The sequence below is a fragment of the Pseudomonas sp. 2FG genome (assembly GCF_005502935.1).
Taxonomy (GTDB): Bacteria; Pseudomonadota; Gammaproteobacteria; order Pseudomonadales; family Pseudomonadaceae; genus Aquipseudomonas.
This window is the reverse complement of the sequence record NZ_SCMP01000010.1, coordinates 175653-190975: the sequence shown is the minus strand read 5'-3', so window position 1 is coordinate 190975 and position 15323 is coordinate 175653. Positions and strand designations below refer to the sequence as shown.

17 protein-coding genes are annotated in these 15323 nt (G+C 63.7%); 7 read left to right on the top strand and 10 right to left on the bottom strand.

Annotated features, from left to right (window positions below; genetic code table 11):
• Positions 1 to 145 precede the first annotated feature (145 nt).
• Genes secB through FFS13_RS12505 form a run of 3 tightly spaced genes read right to left on the bottom strand, consistent with a single transcriptional unit; the run spans position 146 to position 1343 of the window.
• Complete coding sequence (secB, locus tag FFS13_RS12515) at positions 146 to 637, bottom strand: protein-export chaperone SecB (RefSeq protein ID WP_137819417.1); 492 nt, start codon at positions 635 to 637, stop codon at positions 146 to 148.
• A gap of 36 nt (positions 638 to 673) precedes the next feature.
• Complete coding sequence (grxC, locus tag FFS13_RS12510; RefSeq protein WP_137819416.1) at positions 674 to 928, bottom strand: glutaredoxin 3; 255 nt, start codon at positions 926 to 928, stop codon at positions 674 to 676.
• A gap of 1 nt (position 929) precedes the next feature.
• Positions 930 to 1343 (bottom strand): rhodanese-like domain-containing protein, encoded by a 414-nt coding sequence (locus FFS13_RS12505; protein WP_137819415.1) that lies wholly within the window; start codon positions 1341 to 1343, stop codon positions 930 to 932.
• A gap of 143 nt (positions 1344 to 1486) precedes the next feature.
• On the opposite strand from FFS13_RS12505, the gene gpmI reads away from it, so the two are divergent.
• The 3 genes from gpmI to FFS13_RS12490 all read left to right on the top strand — a co-directional run bounded on the left by gpmI (position 1487) and on the right by FFS13_RS12490 (position 5850).
• Positions 1487 to 3034 carry a 2,3-bisphosphoglycerate-independent phosphoglycerate mutase gene (gene gpmI / locus FFS13_RS12500; protein ID WP_137819414.1) on the top strand — a complete coding sequence of 516 codons (1548 nt, stop codon included), beginning with the start codon at positions 1487 to 1489 and terminating at the stop codon, positions 3032 to 3034.
• 181 nt (positions 3035 to 3215) lie between these two features.
• Complete coding sequence (locus FFS13_RS12495; protein WP_137819413.1) at positions 3216 to 4478, top strand: murein hydrolase activator EnvC; 1263 nt, start codon at positions 3216 to 3218, stop codon at positions 4476 to 4478.
• A gap of 34 nt (positions 4479 to 4512) precedes the next feature.
• The gene (locus tag FFS13_RS12490) at positions 4513 to 5850 is read left to right on the top strand and encodes a S41 family peptidase (protein ID WP_137819412.1); all 1338 of its coding nucleotides are present in this window, start codon (positions 4513 to 4515) and stop codon (positions 5848 to 5850) included.
• A gap of 118 nt (positions 5851 to 5968) precedes the next feature.
• Here the strand turns inward: FFS13_RS12490 and FFS13_RS12485 are convergent, their stop codons facing one another.
• The 7 genes from FFS13_RS12485 to hisB form a co-directional block, all read right to left on the bottom strand.
• Positions 5969 to 6724, bottom strand: a complete 756-nt coding sequence (locus FFS13_RS12485; RefSeq protein ID WP_137819411.1) for an ABC transporter substrate-binding protein — start codon at positions 6722 to 6724, stop codon at positions 5969 to 5971.
• 142 nt (positions 6725 to 6866) lie between these two features.
• Positions 6867 to 7622: an ABC transporter substrate-binding protein gene (locus FFS13_RS12480; protein WP_137819410.1), complete on the bottom strand. Its 756-nt coding sequence runs from the start codon at positions 7620 to 7622 to the stop codon at positions 6867 to 6869.
• Positions 7623 to 7787: 165 nt separating this feature from the next.
• Positions 7788 to 8558, bottom strand: a complete 771-nt coding sequence (gene hisF / locus FFS13_RS12475) for an imidazole glycerol phosphate synthase subunit HisF (protein ID WP_137819409.1) — start codon at positions 8556 to 8558, stop codon at positions 7788 to 7790.
• 105 nt (positions 8559 to 8663) lie between these two features.
• Positions 8664 to 9398, bottom strand: a complete 735-nt coding sequence (gene hisA, locus FFS13_RS12470) for a 1-(5-phosphoribosyl)-5-[(5-phosphoribosylamino)methylideneamino]imidazole-4-carboxamide isomerase (protein WP_137819408.1) — start codon at positions 9396 to 9398, stop codon at positions 8664 to 8666.
• Between the two features lie 51 nt (positions 9399 to 9449).
• Complete coding sequence (locus FFS13_RS12465; RefSeq protein ID WP_137819407.1) at positions 9450 to 9710, bottom strand: DUF2164 domain-containing protein; 261 nt, start codon at positions 9708 to 9710, stop codon at positions 9450 to 9452.
• Complete coding sequence (hisH, locus tag FFS13_RS12460; RefSeq protein WP_137819406.1) at positions 9710 to 10348, bottom strand: imidazole glycerol phosphate synthase subunit HisH; 639 nt, start codon at positions 10346 to 10348, stop codon at positions 9710 to 9712. Before hisH ends, FFS13_RS12465 begins: the two co-directional genes overlap by 1 nt.
• Positions 10348 to 10941 carry an imidazoleglycerol-phosphate dehydratase HisB gene (gene hisB / locus FFS13_RS12455; RefSeq protein WP_137819405.1) on the bottom strand — a complete coding sequence of 198 codons (594 nt, stop codon included), beginning with the start codon at positions 10939 to 10941 and terminating at the stop codon, positions 10348 to 10350. Before hisB ends, hisH begins: the two co-directional genes overlap by 1 nt.
• A gap of 131 nt (positions 10942 to 11072) precedes the next feature.
• Between hisB and FFS13_RS12450 the strand changes: the two genes are divergently transcribed.
• The 4 genes from FFS13_RS12450 (at position 11073) to FFS13_RS12435 (ending at position 15286) form a co-directional block, all read left to right on the top strand.
• On the top strand, positions 11073 to 11429 hold the full coding sequence (locus tag FFS13_RS12450; protein WP_137819404.1) for an acetyl-CoA sensor PanZ family protein: 357 nt from the start codon (positions 11073 to 11075) through the stop codon (positions 11427 to 11429).
• Positions 11430 to 11706: 277 nt separating this feature from the next.
• Positions 11707 to 13938 carry an AsmA family protein gene (locus FFS13_RS12445; RefSeq protein WP_137819403.1) on the top strand — a complete coding sequence of 744 codons (2232 nt, stop codon included), beginning with the start codon at positions 11707 to 11709 and terminating at the stop codon, positions 13936 to 13938.
• The gene (gene mutY / locus FFS13_RS12440; RefSeq protein WP_137819402.1) at positions 13935 to 15002 is read left to right on the top strand and encodes an A/G-specific adenine glycosylase; all 1068 of its coding nucleotides are present in this window, start codon (positions 13935 to 13937) and stop codon (positions 15000 to 15002) included. The genes FFS13_RS12445 and mutY overlap by 4 nt, the downstream gene beginning before the upstream one ends.
• Positions 14999 to 15286, top strand: a complete 288-nt coding sequence (locus FFS13_RS12435; protein WP_137819401.1) for an oxidative damage protection protein — start codon at positions 14999 to 15001, stop codon at positions 15284 to 15286. Before mutY ends, FFS13_RS12435 begins: the two co-directional genes overlap by 4 nt.
• Positions 15287 to 15323 lie beyond the last annotated feature (37 nt).

The window sequence follows — 15323 nt, the reverse complement described above, 5'->3', positions numbered from 1 at the left end:
GTCAGTTGCAGTGCCCGAGCGAGACGCATAAAAAATCCGATGCCAATTCAGGCATCGGATTTTGATTTCTTGCGGCCCAAGGTCAAGCGAAAGGGCTTAACTGACTGGCATTACCCCATGGGCGCTTTTTTTGTGCGGCAACGACTCAGTGCTGAGCCGCAGAGGCGACTTCGCCGGCCGCCTGCATGCGGCTCAGCTCCTGGGCGTAGAGCGCGTCGAAATTCACCGGTGCCAGCATCAACGCCGGGAACGAACCACGCACCACCAGGCTGTCGAGGGCCTCGCGCGCGTACGGGAACAGAATGTTCGGGCAGAACGCGCCGAGGGTGTGGCTCATCGACGCGGCGTCCAGCCCCTTGATCAGGAAGATCCCGGCCTGCTGCACTTCGGCAATGAACGCGGTTTCGTCGCCGGTTTTAACCGTTACGGAGAGCGTCAGCACTACTTCGTGGAAGTCACCTTCCAGAGACTTCTGCCGAGTGTTCAGGTCCAGAGCAACGCTCGGACTCCACTCCTGACGGAAGATTTCCGGGCTCTTCGGCGCTTCGAAGGACAGGTCACGCACATAGATGCGCTGCAGGGAAAATTGTGGGTTCTCGTCGCCTTGAGCGGCGCCGTTGGTCACTTGTTCGGTCATAGCAGAGCCTTCTTATCCTTAGGTTTCTACAAAAATTCAGGCCTCGAGCAACGCATCCAGCTTGCCGGCGCGCTCCAAGGCATAGAGGTCATCACAGCCGCCCACATGGGTGCTGCCGATCCAGATTTGCGGCACCGAGGTGGCGCGCGCCTTGCGGGTCATTTCAGCGCGCACCTCGGGCTTGCCGTCGACGCTGATCTCCTCGAAGGGCACACCCTTTTTCGCCAGCAACTGCTTGGCGCGAGTGCAGTAAGAGCACCAATCGCTGGAATAAATGACGACGGACGGCATCTCACTTCACCAAGGGCAGGTTGTCGCCACGCCAGCTGGCAATCCCGCCAGACAGCTTGGCGGCGTTGAAACCGGCTTTCTTCAGCTCGCGGCTGACGGTACCGGCATGCTGGCCCAGGGCGTCGACCACGATCAGGGTCTTGGCCTTGTGCTTGTCCAGTTCCGCGACACGGCTGGCGACTTTTTCGTAAGGAATATTCAGCGCACCGACTATATGCCCGCTGGCAAAGTCCTTGTTCGAGCGCACGTCGAGCACCAGGCCCTGCTCGCCATTGACCAGCGCCGTCAGCTCGCGAGTGCTCAGGCTTTGACCGCCTTTCTGCAGTTCGGTGAAGATCAGCAAGGCCAGCAGCACCGCGAACACACCGCTGAGCACATAGTGGGTAGTGGCAAATTCAATCAGGTGAGCGAGCATCAAGAGGTTCCAGGACGGTAAAATGTCGGCCAGTATACACAGCCCCAAAGGTCGGCCAAACCCCGCCCGGCGGTGACGCTGCCCTGACTTGGCTTTAAAATGCCCAGCCTTTTTGACCACCACGCCAAAAGCGAGCCGGATCTATGACTGCCACGCCCAAACCCCTGGTTCTGATCATCCTGGACGGCTTCGGTCACAGTGACAGCCCCGAATACAACGCCATCTACGCCGCCAACACGCCGGTCTACGATCACCTGCGCGCCACCCAGCCGAATGGCCTGATCTCCGGCAGCGGCATGGACGTTGGCCTGCCGGACGGGCAGATGGGCAACTCCGAGGTCGGCCACATGAACCTCGGCGCGGGCCGCGTGGTGTACCAGGACTTCACCCGGGTGACCAAGGCGATCCGCGATGGCGAGTTCTTCGACAACCCGGCGATCACCTGCGCGGTGGATCGAGCCGTCGGCGCCGGCAAGGCCGTGCATATCCTCGGCCTGCTGTCCGACGGTGGCGTGCACAGCCACCAGGATCACCTGGTGGCCATGGCCGAGCTGGCAGCCCGGCGCGGCGCCGAGAAGATTTACCTGCACGCCTTCCTCGACGGCCGCGACACCCCGCCGAAAAGCGCCCAGCCGTCGCTGGAACTGCTCGACAGCACTTTCGCCAGGCTCGGCAAAGGCCGCACCGCCTCGATCATCGGCCGCTACTTCGCGATGGATCGCGACAACCGCTGGGATCGCGTCGAAGCCGCCTACAAGCTGATAGTCGACGGCCAGGCCCAGTTCCAGGCGGACAGCGCCCTCGCCGCCCTGGAGGCCGCTTACGCCCGCGGCGAAAGCGACGAATTCGTCAAGGCCACCGGCATCGGCGCCCCGGTAACAGTCGAAGACGGCGATGCCGTGGTCTTCATGAACTTCCGTGCCGACCGTGCCCGCGAGCTGACCCGGGCGTTCGTCGAGCCGGACTTCAAGGCGTTTGCCCGCGCTCGCCAGCCCGAGCTGGCCGGCTTCATCATGCTCACCCAGTACGCCGCCAGCATCCAAGCGCCCAGCGCCTTCGCCCCGGCCAGCCTGGACAACGTGCTCGGCGAATACCTGGCGAAACACGGCAAGACCCAGCTGCGCATCGCCGAAACCGAGAAGTACGCCCACGTCACCTTCTTCTTCTCCGGCGGCCGTGAAGAGCCGTTCGAAGGTGAAGAGCGCATCCTCATCCCCTCGCCGCAAGTCGCCACCTACGACCTGCAACCGGAGATGAACGCGCCGCTAGTCACCGACCGCATAGTCGATGCCATCGAACAGCAGCGTTATGACGTGATCATCGTCAACTACGCCAACGGCGACATGGTCGGCCATACCGGCGTGTTCGAGGCTGCGGTCAAGGCCGTGGAATGCCTGGACAGCTGCGTCGGCCGCATAGTCACGGCGCTGGACAAAGTGGGCGGCGAAGCGCTGATCACCGCCGACCACGGCAACGTCGAACAGATGGAGGACGAATGCACCGGCCAGGTGCACACCGCGCATACCTGTGAGCCGGTGCCGTTCATCTATGTCGGCAAGCGTTCGCTGAGCATCCGCACAGGCGGCGTGCTAGCCGACGTGGCTCCGACCATGCTGCATCTGCTGGGCCTGGAACAACCGGCAGAAATGACCGGCCGCACGATTCTGAATCTGCAGTCCAACGGCGGCTAAAGCACTGCGCCGTTTATTCGCCCTAGGCCAACCCCCGGTCTAGGGCGAATAACCCACGGCGTTATCCGCCGCGACCTTTCCCGCGCCAAAAAACCTCCGCCCGCTCAGGCTTGCGGGCGTTTTTTTTGCAGCCCGCCGCGGGCATACTAGGGCGTCGCCCTCCCCCGGTATCGCCCACCCCATGCTCCGCACCTTGATTGCCGTCTTCCTCGCTTGCCTGCTCAGCCCGGTAATGGCCGATCAACGCGCCGAGACCCAGAAGCAGCTGGATGCTGCGCAGCAGGATATCGGCGAGCTGAAGAAGCTGCTGAAGCAGCTGGCGCAGGAAAAGTCCGGCGTGCAGAAAGAACTGCGCGGCACGGAAACCGAGATGGGCCAGCTGGAAAAGCAGGTCAAAGCCCTGCAGCAAGAGCTAGAAAAAAGTGAAGCCGAGATCCAGCGCCTGGATAGCGAGAAAAAAAAACTCGAAGGCGCACGCCTTGAACAGCAACGCCTGATTGGCATTCAGGCACGGGCCGCCTACCAGAGTGGCCGCCAGGAATACCTCAAACTGCTGCTGAACCAACAAAACCCGGAAAAATTCTCCCGCACCCTGAGCTATTACGATTACCTCAATCAGGCGCGCCTGGAACAGCTCGACGCCTTCAACGAAACCCTCCGGCAACTGGCCAATGTCGAGCGCGATAGCGCCGCCCAACAAGCCCAACTGGCCGAGCAGAAAAGCGCGCTGGAGGGGCGCCGCGAACAACTGGCGCAAGCCCGCAAGGAGCGCCAGCTGGCGCTGGCCAAGCTGAACCAGGAATCCAGCGCACGCGGCCAGAAGCTTAAGGCCCGCGAGCAGGCGCACGCCGAGCTCGGCCGCGTGCTGAAAACCATCGAAGAGACCCTCGCCCGCCAGACCCGCGAAGCCAAAGCCGCCGAAGAGGCGCGCCAACGCGCACTGGCGCAGCAGCAACTGGCGGCACAACAGGCGCGCCCCACGGCCAGCAAATCCGTCAGCGGCCCCTTGGTTTCCAGTGCCGGCGCCATCCACGGCGGCCCTTTCGCCAAGAGCCGCGGCAAGTTGCCCTGGCCGGTCGATGGCCGCCTGGTCGCCCGTTACGGCACCCCTCGCGGCGGCGACGCTCGGACAAGCTGGGATGGCGTGCTGATCGGCGCCTCCGCCGGCAGTCAAGTGCGCGCCGTACACGCTGGCCGCGTGGTCTTTGCCGACTGGTTGCGGGGCGCCGGGCTTCTGGTCATTCTCGACCATGGCAACGGCTATCTGAGCCTCTATGGCCACAACCAGAGTTTATTGAAAGACGCCGGCGACCTTGTCAAAGCCGGCGAGCCGATCGCGACCGTCGGCACCAGCGGCGGCCAAGACACGCCGGCGCTGTATTTTGCGATCCGTCAGCAGGGTCGCCCTAGCGATCCGGCACAATGGTGTCGCGCGCAAGGATAAGCGCCACGCCACCTATTACTGGAGTCCGTTCGATATGCCGCATTTGTCCCGCCCTATGTTTCCGGCTTTGGCTCTGGCCCTGGCTATCGCGCTGGTGATCGGCGCGCCGTTGCTGCATGCCGCTCAAGCCGACGAGGCCGCCGCGCCAGCAGCTGCGACGAACGGCAAAGCGCCGCTGCCGCTCGATGAGCTGCGCACCTTCGCCGAGGTCCTGGACCGAATCAAGGCGGCCTATGTCGAACCGGTAGACGACAAGACCCTGCTGGAAAATGCCATCAAGGGCATGCTCAGCAACCTCGACCCGCACTCGGCCTACCTCGGCCCGGAAGATTTCGCCGAGCTCCAGGAAAGCACCAGCGGCGAATTCGGTGGCCTCGGCATCGAAGTCGGGCTGGAAGATGGCTTCGTCAAAGTGGTTTCGCCGATCGACGACACGCCCGCCTCCAAGGCCGGCATCCAGCCCGGCGACCTGATCGTGAAGATCGATGGCGAGCCGACCAAGGGCCTGTCGATGATGGAGGCCGTGGACAAGATGCGCGGCAAAGCCGGCGCAAAGATCGTCCTGACCCTGGTACGCGAAGGCGGCCAGCCGTTTGACGTGGAGCTGACCCGTGCGGTGATCAAGGTCAAGAGCGTGAAAAGTCTGACGCTCGAGCCGGGCTACGGCTACCTGCGCATCACCCAGTTCCAGGTCAACAGCGGCGATGAGGTGGGCAAGGCCCTGACCAAGCTGAGGAAAGACAATGGCAACAAGAAACTCCGCGGCCTGGTGCTCGACCTGCGCAACAACCCCGGCGGGGTGCTGCAATCAGCGGTGGAAGTCACCGACCACTTCCTCAAGAAGGGCCTGATCGTCTACACCAAAGGCCGCATCGCCAACTCCGAACTGCGCTTCTCCGCCGACCCGGTCGATGCCAGCGAAGGGGTGCCACTGGTGGTGCTGATCAACGGCGGCAGCGCTTCGGCCTCGGAAATTGTCGCCGGCGCCCTGCAGGATCATAAACGCGGCATCCTGATGGGCACCGACAGCTTCGGCAAAGGCTCGGTGCAAACCGTGCTGCCGCTGAGTAACGAGCGCGCCCTGAAGATCACCACCGCGCTGTACTTCACCCCGAACGGCCGTTCGATCCAGGCCCAGGGCATAGTGCCGGATATCGAAGTGACGCGCGCCAAGATTACCCGCGAGCAGGATGGCGAAAGCTTCAAGGAAGCCGACCTCGCCGGGCATCTGGGCAACGGCAACGGCGGCGCGGACAAACCGAGCAGCAAGGACAAAGCGCAGAGCAAACAGCCACGCCCGCAGGACGATGACTTCCAGCTCGATCAAGCGCTCAACCTGCTGAAAGGCCTGAGCGTGACCCGCGGCGAATAAGCGACTCCCCAGTAGGAGCGGATTTATCCGCTCCTACTGGGCGACGCCTTAGAAAACCGTTCAAGATCGTGCGAGCCACAGCCCAGTGCCGTGCCCGCAGCGGATCGTGAACAGGTTCTTACAAATAGTTGCCGGTGACGCCTTCGATAAAGCCCTCGGCACGTAGCTCGTCCAGGGCCTTCTGCAGGCGCTGCACCACCTCGTCCGGGGTGTCCTTGTTCAGCGCCAGATACAGCTCGGCCTCGTTGAAGCGCAACACCGTGGTCAGGCCACTGACGCCTTCCTGCTTGGCCAGATAGTGACCCACCGGGTTGGTGGTGGCCCACAGGTCGATCTTGCCGCTGGTCAGCTTCTTCACGTTTTCCTGATCACGCAGGGCGTTGATCGGTTGCAACCCCTGGCTTTCCAGGTATTGGCTGACCGCATCGTTCTTGTAGGCGCCGATCCGGTACTGCCCGGCCTCCTTCAGACTAGGCACGCTCAGCGTCTTACCCGGCGCGGCCAGCAGCACCGATTCGGTCTTGGTCAGCGGCCCGACCCATTTGAACAACGGCTGCCGCTCGGCGGTGAGGGTGGTGGAGAACAGCCCGTAGTTGGCCTTGTCCTGGGTCAGCCGATACAGGCGGTCCCAGGGGAAGCGCAGGCTCAGGGTGTAGCCGATCCCGGCGCGCTTGAACATCTCGCGGACGATGTCGGCGTTGATGCCGTCGATACCCTCGTCACGGGCGAAGTTCTTATCATCCACCGCCATGTTGAACGGCGGTAAATTCTCGGTCAGCAGCACGATCTTGTAGTCGGCCGGCAATTCGGCTCGAGCCGTTGCCGCCGCCAGGATCAGGCCCAGCAACAGGGTGCGTTTGAATAGTTTCAGCATGGTTAGGAGCGCCCGCATGATTTGTTATTGTGGTCGGGGGCATTCCTGCAGCCAGCCAAGGCTCAGCCACGGAATGCTCGTCTCGTTGCCATCCCTGGCCATGGCCGCGGCTAAGCCGGCCCGGTGCTGCGTCTAGCTGGTATTACAGATAACTGCTGAGAATCTCGTCGACGAAGCCTTCGCTGCGCATCTTGTCCAGCGCACCCTGCAGCTTCTGTACCACTTCATCCGGGACTTCTTTGTTCAGGGCCAGATACAGCTCGGCCTTATTGAAGCGCAGCACGGTCTTCAGCCCGGAAACCCCTTCCTGCTTGGCCAGATAACGCCCGGCCGGATCGCCGGTGGCCCACAGGTCGATCTGCCCGCTCTCCAGCTTCTTGGCGTTTTCCTGGTCGCGCAGCGCGGTCAGTGGCTCGAGCTTTTGCTGTACCAGGTATTCGGCAATGGCGTCGCCCTTGTAGGCACCGACCTTGTACTGCTTCGCGTCTTCCAGGCTGTTCAAGGCAATCTTGCTGTCAGGTTTGGCCAGCATGATCCAGTCGTCCGGACCAATCGGCCCGACCCATTTGAACGCTTGCTCACGCTCCGGCAGACGGGCGGTGACGAACACCCCATAGCCCGGCTTTTCCAGCGCCAGTTTGTAGATCCGATCCCAAGGGAAGCGCAGCGTCAGGCTGTACTTGACCCCGGCACGCTTGAACATTTCCTTGACGATATCCACGGCGATGCCGTCGATATTGTCTTCTTGGGCGAAGTTCTTGCCGTTGATTGCCATGTTGTACGGCGGGAAGTTTTCGGTCAGCAGGACGACACTGTAGTGCTCGTCCACTTCGGCGCGGGCACTGCCGGCAAGCACTAATAAGGTGCCAGTCAGCGCAAGCAATAGGCGTTTACACATAGCGACTCTCTTCTTTTTTATGGGGTGGACAGACCGCCTCAGCATACCCAGCTCCACTGTCGACGCCCAGCCTTGGCTGGAAAAATGCGACCGACCAGTCAGATACAGACTTAGCAGTAGCTAACATCGAGCGCCGGCGCCGGTCCTGGGTTTTGGCCTGGGCAATTAGCGCACCACAATCCCACGACTGGCCAGATAAGCCTTGGCTTCCGGCACGGTGTATTCGCCGAAATGGAAGATGCTCGCCGCCAGTACCGCCGAGGCTTTGCCCTCGAGGATGCCCGCCGCCAGATGCTCCAGATTGCCGACGCCACCGGAGGCGATCACCGGAATGCCAACGCTCTCGCTGATGGCACGGGTGACGCCAAGGTCGAAGCCGTTCTTCATGCCGTCCTGATCCATGCTGGTCAGCAGGATCTCGCCGGCGCCGAGTTCTTCCATCTTCTTCGCCCAGAGCACGGCATCCAGGCCGGTGGGTTTGCGCCCGCCGTGGGTGAAGATTTCCCAGCGCGGGGCCTCGCCAGGTAGCGAAACCTTCTTCGCGTCGATGGCGACGACTATGCACTGCGAGCCGAAACGCTGCGCCGCCTCGCCGACGAACTCCGGATTGAACACTGCCGCGGTGTTGATCGAGACCTTGTCCGCCCCGGCATTCAGCAGGTTGCGGATGTCCTGCACGGTTCTCACCCCGCCGCCCACGGTCAGCGGGATAAACACCTGGCTGGCCATGCGCTCGACGGTATGCAGCGTGGTGTCGCGGCCGTCGACGCTGGCGGTGATGTCGAGGAAGGTAATCTCGTCGGCGCCCTGCTCGTCGTAACGGCGGGCGATCTCGACCGGGTCGCCGGCATCGCGGATGTTCTCGAACTTGACGCCCTTGACCACGCGACCGTTGTCGACGTCGAGGCAGGGGATGATGCGTTTGGCGAGGGCCATGGTGATGCTCTCTCGTAGGCTGGGTAGAGCACAGCGAAACCCAGCGGTATATCAATCCGAAGCTGGGTTTCGCAAAGCTCTACCCAGCCTACATCTACCCGCTAATCAGGCGTAGCTGTCGCAGAACGCCTGCGCCTCGGCCACATCCAGCGTGCCTTCGTAGATCGCCCGGCCGGTGATGGCGCCGATGATCCCGGGCGCCTTGGCCTCCAGCAGGGCGCGGATATCGCCGAGGTTATGGATGCCACCGGAGGCGATCACCGGAATCTGGGTCGCCGCGGCCAGGGCCGCCGTGAAGGGCACGTTACAGCCCTGCATCATGCCGTCTTTGGCGATGTCGGTATAAACGATGGCGGCCACGCCATCGGCCTCGAAACGCTTGGCCAGGTCGATGACCTGCACCGTGCTGACTTCGGCCCAGCCGTCGGTGGCGACGAAACCGTCCTTGGCGTCCAGCCCGACTATCACCTTGCCCGGAAAGGCGCGGCAGGCCTCGGCGACGAACTCCGGCTGCTTGACCGCCTTGGTGCCGATGATCACGTAGCTGACGCCGGCCTTGACGTAGGCCTCGATGGTTTCCAGCGAACGAATGCCGCCGCCGATCTGGATCGGCAACTGCGGATAGCGCCGGGCGATGGCGTTGACCACTTCACCGTTGACCGGCTGGCCTTCGAAGGCGCCGTTCAGGTCGACCAGATGCAGACGCCGGCAACCGGCGTCGACCCACTTGGCGGCCATGCTCACCGGGTCATCGGAGAACACCGTGGAGTCGTCCATGCGGCCCTGGCGCAGACGCACGCAGGCGCCGTCTTTGAGATCGATAGCGGGAATAATCAGCATCAGTCGAACCTGCTCAAGTCTTGGAATTCAGTTCTTGGAATCGGTGAAGGGTCAGCTCTTCTCGAGCGCCCACAAGTCGCTTTCGATGCTCAGGAACCTGTCGGCCAGGTGCGCCTGCACATCGCTAATCGCCTTGTTGTAGAAGAGCGGCGCCACTTCGCGGGTGAACAGCTCGAGCACTTCCTGCGCCTCGAAGGAGCCCAGTTGCAGCTCGAAGCGCTCTTCCAGGAAGTCCTTGATCGCCGCCACCGCCACAGCCTCCTGCGCGGTGTCGAGGCTCAGGCTTGGCGCCCTGTGCTTGGCCCGGCTCATTACCAGCGCCCGTCCCAGGCGGCGAAGTTCTGCAGCAGCTGCAGGCCATGGGTATGGCTCTTCTCCGGGTGGAACTGCACGGCGAAGCGTGGGCCATCGGCCAGGGCCGCGGCGAAGTCGACGCCATAGTGACCACGCCCGGCGACCTGCCGCGGGTTGCCGGCCTGGATGTAGTAGCTATGCACGAAGTAGAAACGCGCCAGGTCCGGAATGTTGTGCCAGAGCGGGTGATCCAGCGTCTGCGCGACCTCGTTCCAGCCCATGTGCGGCACTTTCAGCGGCTCGCCGTCCTCGACCATGTCCTTGCCGAAGAACCGCACCTGGCCGGGGAACTGACCGATGCAGTCGACCCCGCCATTCTCCTCGCTGCGCTCGAGCAACGCCTGCATGCCGACGCAGATGCCGAGGAACGGCCGATCCTGGCTGACTTCGCGCACCAGCTCATCGAAACCGAGACGCCGGATCTCCGCCATGCAGTCGCGAATCGCCCCGACGCCGGGGAACACCACGCGATCGGCTTCGCGAATCACCTTGGCGTCACTGGTGATCTGCACCTGCCCGGCCCCGACGTGCTCGAGGGCCTTGGCCACCGAATGCAGGTTGCCCATGCCGTAGTCGATAACCGCCACCGTCTGCATCACAGGCAACCCTTGGTCGACGGCATCTGCCCGGCCATCCGCTCATCCAGTTCGACGGCCATGCGCAGCGCGCGGCCGAACGCCTTGAAGACGGTCTCGATCTGGTGATGGGTGTTGTGCCCACGCAGATTGTCGATGTGCAGGCTGACCTGGGCGTGATTGACGAAGCCCTGGAAGAACTCCTGGAACAGGTCGACATCGAAGCCGCCGACGCTGGCACGGGTGAACGGCACATGCATCTGCAACCCGGGGCGGCCGGAGAAGTCGATCACCACGCGCGACAAGGCTTCGTCCAGCGGCACATAGGCGTGGCCGTAGCGGACTATGCCTTTCTTGTCGCCGATGGCCTTGGCAAAGGCTTGGCCGAGAGTGATACCGACGTCTTCCACCATGTGGTGGTCATCGATATGCAGGTCGCCCTCGGCTTCGATATCCAGGTCGATCAGCCCATGCCGGGCGATCTGGTCGAGCATGTGCTCAAGGAACGGCACGCCAATCGCAAAGCGCGCTTTGCCAGTGCCATCCAGATTGATCGAGGCCTTGATCTGGGTTTCCAAGGTGTTGCGCTCGACGGACGCCGTACGTTCGGCCATCACCAGCTCCACAAAATGCTCACGGAAAAGGCGCCCATTATAGGGCGGCGAGGCTCGACGCGGCTACCGGCGGCGGTCGCTGCGGTTTACACTCGCGCCCGCCCACCCGAACCGCCACCTGGAGCCGCGCCATGCCCGTATTCGTCGAAGTCGTCAGCGCACCGTCGGCCCAGGACAGAAGCGACCTGGCGAAGATCTACGCCGACGCGCCGGCCTGGCTATTGACCCCCTACCGCGATGCCGAGAGGCTGCTCGAGAGCGCGATCGAACAGGGCACCTTGATCGCCGGGCGCTTCAATGACCGCCTGCTCGGCGCCGCCCTGCTCGAGCGCGGGGAGTCGCACTGGCGGTTATCCCACCTCTGCGTGCGCAAGCTCACCCGCCGACGCGGGGTTGGCCGGCGCCTGCTCGACGAGGCCCGGCGCCTGGCCCACGAAGCCGGCAAGCCGCTGCATCTGGCCGCAGCGCAAGACCAGCTGGACAACTGAGGCCCCGGGCCGCGCCCGCTCCCGGCGGGCTCGCGGCATTTCCCGCATCCCTGCGGGTCACCGCTCGCGCCCATCTGCCGCTGGAACCGCTCTAGGCCAGGACCCGGGCAGCACTGGCCGACAGCCGGGAAGCGTACACCGACCTCCCCGTCCAACCCTCTGCACGCCTAGCCGCAGAGCCGGCGACTCGCCAACCGCGCAGCAAACGCAGTAGTGTTCAGCCAGTCTGTATACTCGCTACCCACACCTGTATCGCACTCACTACAAGGACTCGTCCATGAAAGCGCTCGGCAAAATCCTGGGTCTGGTTTTCCTCGGGCTGTTGCTGATCCTCGTGGCGTTGGGCTTCGCCCTGACCCACCTGTTCGATCCCAACGACTACAAAGACGAAATCCGCCAGCTCGCCCGCGACAAGGCCAACCTGGAACTGACGCTGAACGGCGATATCGGCTGGAGCCTGTTCCCCTGGCTGGGCCTGGAGCTGCACGAGGCCACCCTGGCCAGCGCCGCCAGCCCCGACCAACCCTTTGCCGACCTGCGCATGCTCGGCCTGTCGGTACGGGTACTGCCGCTACTGCGCCGCCAGGTGCAGATGAGCGACATCAAGGTCGATGGCCTGAACCTGACCCTCAGCCGCGACGAACAAGGCCGCGGTAACTGGCAAGACATCGGCCATCCGGCCAAACCGGCGGCGCCACCTGTGGCAATCAACCAACCCGCTCCGAGCGCAGCGACTGCCGGCACCGAGCCCGGCGAAGCGCCGAAGGCACAGCCGCTCAAGCTGGATATCGACAGCCTGACGCTGAACAATGCGCGCATCGACTATCGCGACGCCAAGAGCGGCCAGCAGTTCAGCGCCGAAGGCATTGAGCTGAGCACCGGCGCGATCCGTGAAGGCGCCAGCATACCGCTGAAGCTGAGCGCCCTCTTCGCCACCAATCAGCCGGTACTGCGCGCCAAGACCGAACTGCAAGGGCAACTGCGCTTCGATCGGGTGCTCAAGCGCTACCAATTCGAAGACCTGAAACTGTCGGGCGAGGCGTCCGGCGAACCGTTCAAGGGCAAGACCCTGACCTTCGCCGCCCAAGGCCAACTGCTCCTCGACCAAGCGGCCCAGGTCGCCGAATGGACCGGCCTGAAATTTTCCGTCAACCAACTGCGCGCCCTCGGCGAGCTGAACGTTCGCGACCTGAACAACCAGCCGAAGCTGACCGGCGGCCTGTCCATCGCCCAGTTCAACCTGCGCGAATTCCTCGCCGACCTGGGCCAGCAGCTGCCTGCCAGTGCCGATGCCAGCAGCCTCGGCAAGTTCGAGCTGGTCACCCGCCTCAAAGGCAGCCCCACCAGCCTGAGCCTGGATGAGCTGCACCTGAAACTCGACGACAGCAGCTTCACCGGCACCATCGCCGTCACCGACTTCGCCAAACAGGCGCTGCACGCCCAGCTCAAAGGCGACCGCCTGGATCTCGACCGCTACCTGCCGCCGCAGGCCAAGGCCGCCGTAGCAGCCAGCAGCAGCCGCCAAGCCGAAGTAAAAAGCACCGTCGCCACCGCCAGCCAAAGCGGCAGCACCGAACTGCCCAACGCCCCGACCCAGCAGGCCTGGAGCGAAACCCCGGTGCTGCCGATCGACCAGCTGCGCAAGCTGGACCTGCAGCTTAGCCTCGGCCTCGGCCAACTGACCCTCGACCAACTGCCGATCGAAAACGCCAGCCTGAAAGCCCAGGGCAAAGACGGCCTGCTGACCCTGGAGAGTCTGCGCGGCGAGCTCTACGACGGCAACTTCGCCGTCAATGCCACGCTCGACGTGCGCCCGACCATCCCGCTACTGAGCGCGCAGAAGCGCATCAGCCGCATACCGGTCGAGCAACTGCTCGAGAGCCAAGGGCAGAAACCACCGCTCAAGGGCCTGCTCGACCTGAACGCGGACCTCAGCACCAGCGGCAACAGCCAGAAAGCCTGGGTGGAAGGCCTCAACGGCACCGCCAGCTTTGCCTTGAGCGACGGCGTGCTGCTCGAGGCCAATCTCGAGCAACAACTTTGCCAAGGCATCGCCACGCTTAACCGCAAGTCGCTCAGCGGCCCGGCACGCGGCAAAGACACGCCGTTCGAAGAGCTCAAGGGCAACCTGAGTTTCCGCAACGGAGTCGCCAGCAACCCCGACCTGAAGGCCCGCATCCCCGGCCTGAGCGTAAAAGGCAACGGCGACCTCGACCTGCGCGTGCTCGGCATGGACTACCGCCTGGGCATCGTCATCGACGGCGACAAGAGCGCAATGCCCGATCCCGCCTGCCAGGTAAACCCACGCTACGTCGGCATCGAGTGGCCGCTGCGCTGCCGCGGCCCGCTGGAGCTGGGCGCCAAGGCCTGCCGCCTGGACAAGGACGGCATGGGCAAGGTCGCCGGCAAACTGGCCGGCGACAAGCTCAACGAGAAGATCGAAGAGAAACTCGGCGACAAGGTCAGCCCGGAACTGAAAGACGCACTCAAGGGCCTGTTCAAGCGATGAGTCCCGAGCAATTCAGTGGCGCCGTGCTGGGCTGGTACGACCGCCACGGCCGCAAGGACCTGCCCTGGCAGCAAGAGATCAATCCGTACCGCGTATGGGTCTCCGAGATCATGCTGCAGCAGACCCAGGTCAGCACCGTGCTCGGCTACTTCGACCGCTTCATGGACGCCCTGCCCAGCGTGCAGGCGCTGGCCGCGGCGCCGGAAGACGAAGTGCTGCACCTATGGACCGGCCTCGGCTACTACACCCGTGCGCGCAACCTGCAGAAAACCGCAAAAACGCTGATGGCCGAGCATGGCGGCGAGTTTCCCCGGGATGTCGAGCACCTCACCGCACTGCCGGGCATTGGCCGCTCCACCGCCGGCGCCATCGCCAGCCTGTCGATGGGCCTGCGCGCGCCGATTCTGGACGGCAACGTCAAACGCGTGTTGGCCCGCTACACCGCCCAAGACGGCTACCCCGGCGAACCGAAAGTCGCCAAGCAGCTGTGGGACGCCGCCGAACGCTTCACCCCGCGCGAGCGGGTCAACCATTACACCCAGGCGATGATGGATCTCGGCGCCACCCTCTGCACCCGCAGCAAGCCGAGTTGCCTGCTGTGCCCATTGCAGAGCGGTTGCCGGGCGCACCTGCTGGGCCGCGAAAGCGCCTACCCGACGCCCAAGCCGCGCAAGAGCCTACCGCAGAAGCGCACCCTGATGCCCATCCTGGCCAACCGCGAAGGCGCCATCCTGCTCTATCGCCGCCCCTCCAGCGGGCTCTGGGGCGGCTTATGGAGCCTGCCGGAACTGGACGACCTGCAAAGCCTAGACCTCCTGGCCAGCCGCCATGCCCTGGAGCTGGGCACGCGCCGTGAACTGCCCGGGCTGACCCACAGCTTCAGCCACTTCCAACTGGCCATCGAACCCTGGCTGATCCAGGTCGAGGCCGCCGCAGCCAGCGTGGCCGAGGCCGACTGGCTCTGGTATAACCTCGCCACCCCGCCGCGCCTGGGCCTCGCCGCCCCGGTGAAAAAGCTGCTCAAGCGCGCCGCAGATGTATTGAATGCAGGAGAATCGTCATGACCCGCACCGTGAATTGCCGCAAGCACAAAAAGGAACTGCCCGGCCTCGCCCGCCCGCCCTATCCGGGCGCCAAGGGCGAAGACATCTTCAACAACGTCTCGCAGCAAGCCTGGGACGAGTGGCAGAAACACCAGACCCTGCTGATCAACGAGCGGCGCCTGAACATGATGAATGCCGAGGACCGCAAGTTCCTCCAAGCCGAGATGGATAAGTTCCTCTCCGGCGAGGACTACGCCCAGGCGGAAGGCTACGTGCCGCCCAGCGATTCCGGCAAAAATCCGTAAGCGCCCGTAATAGCTAAATATTTTTATAGCTCGCGCT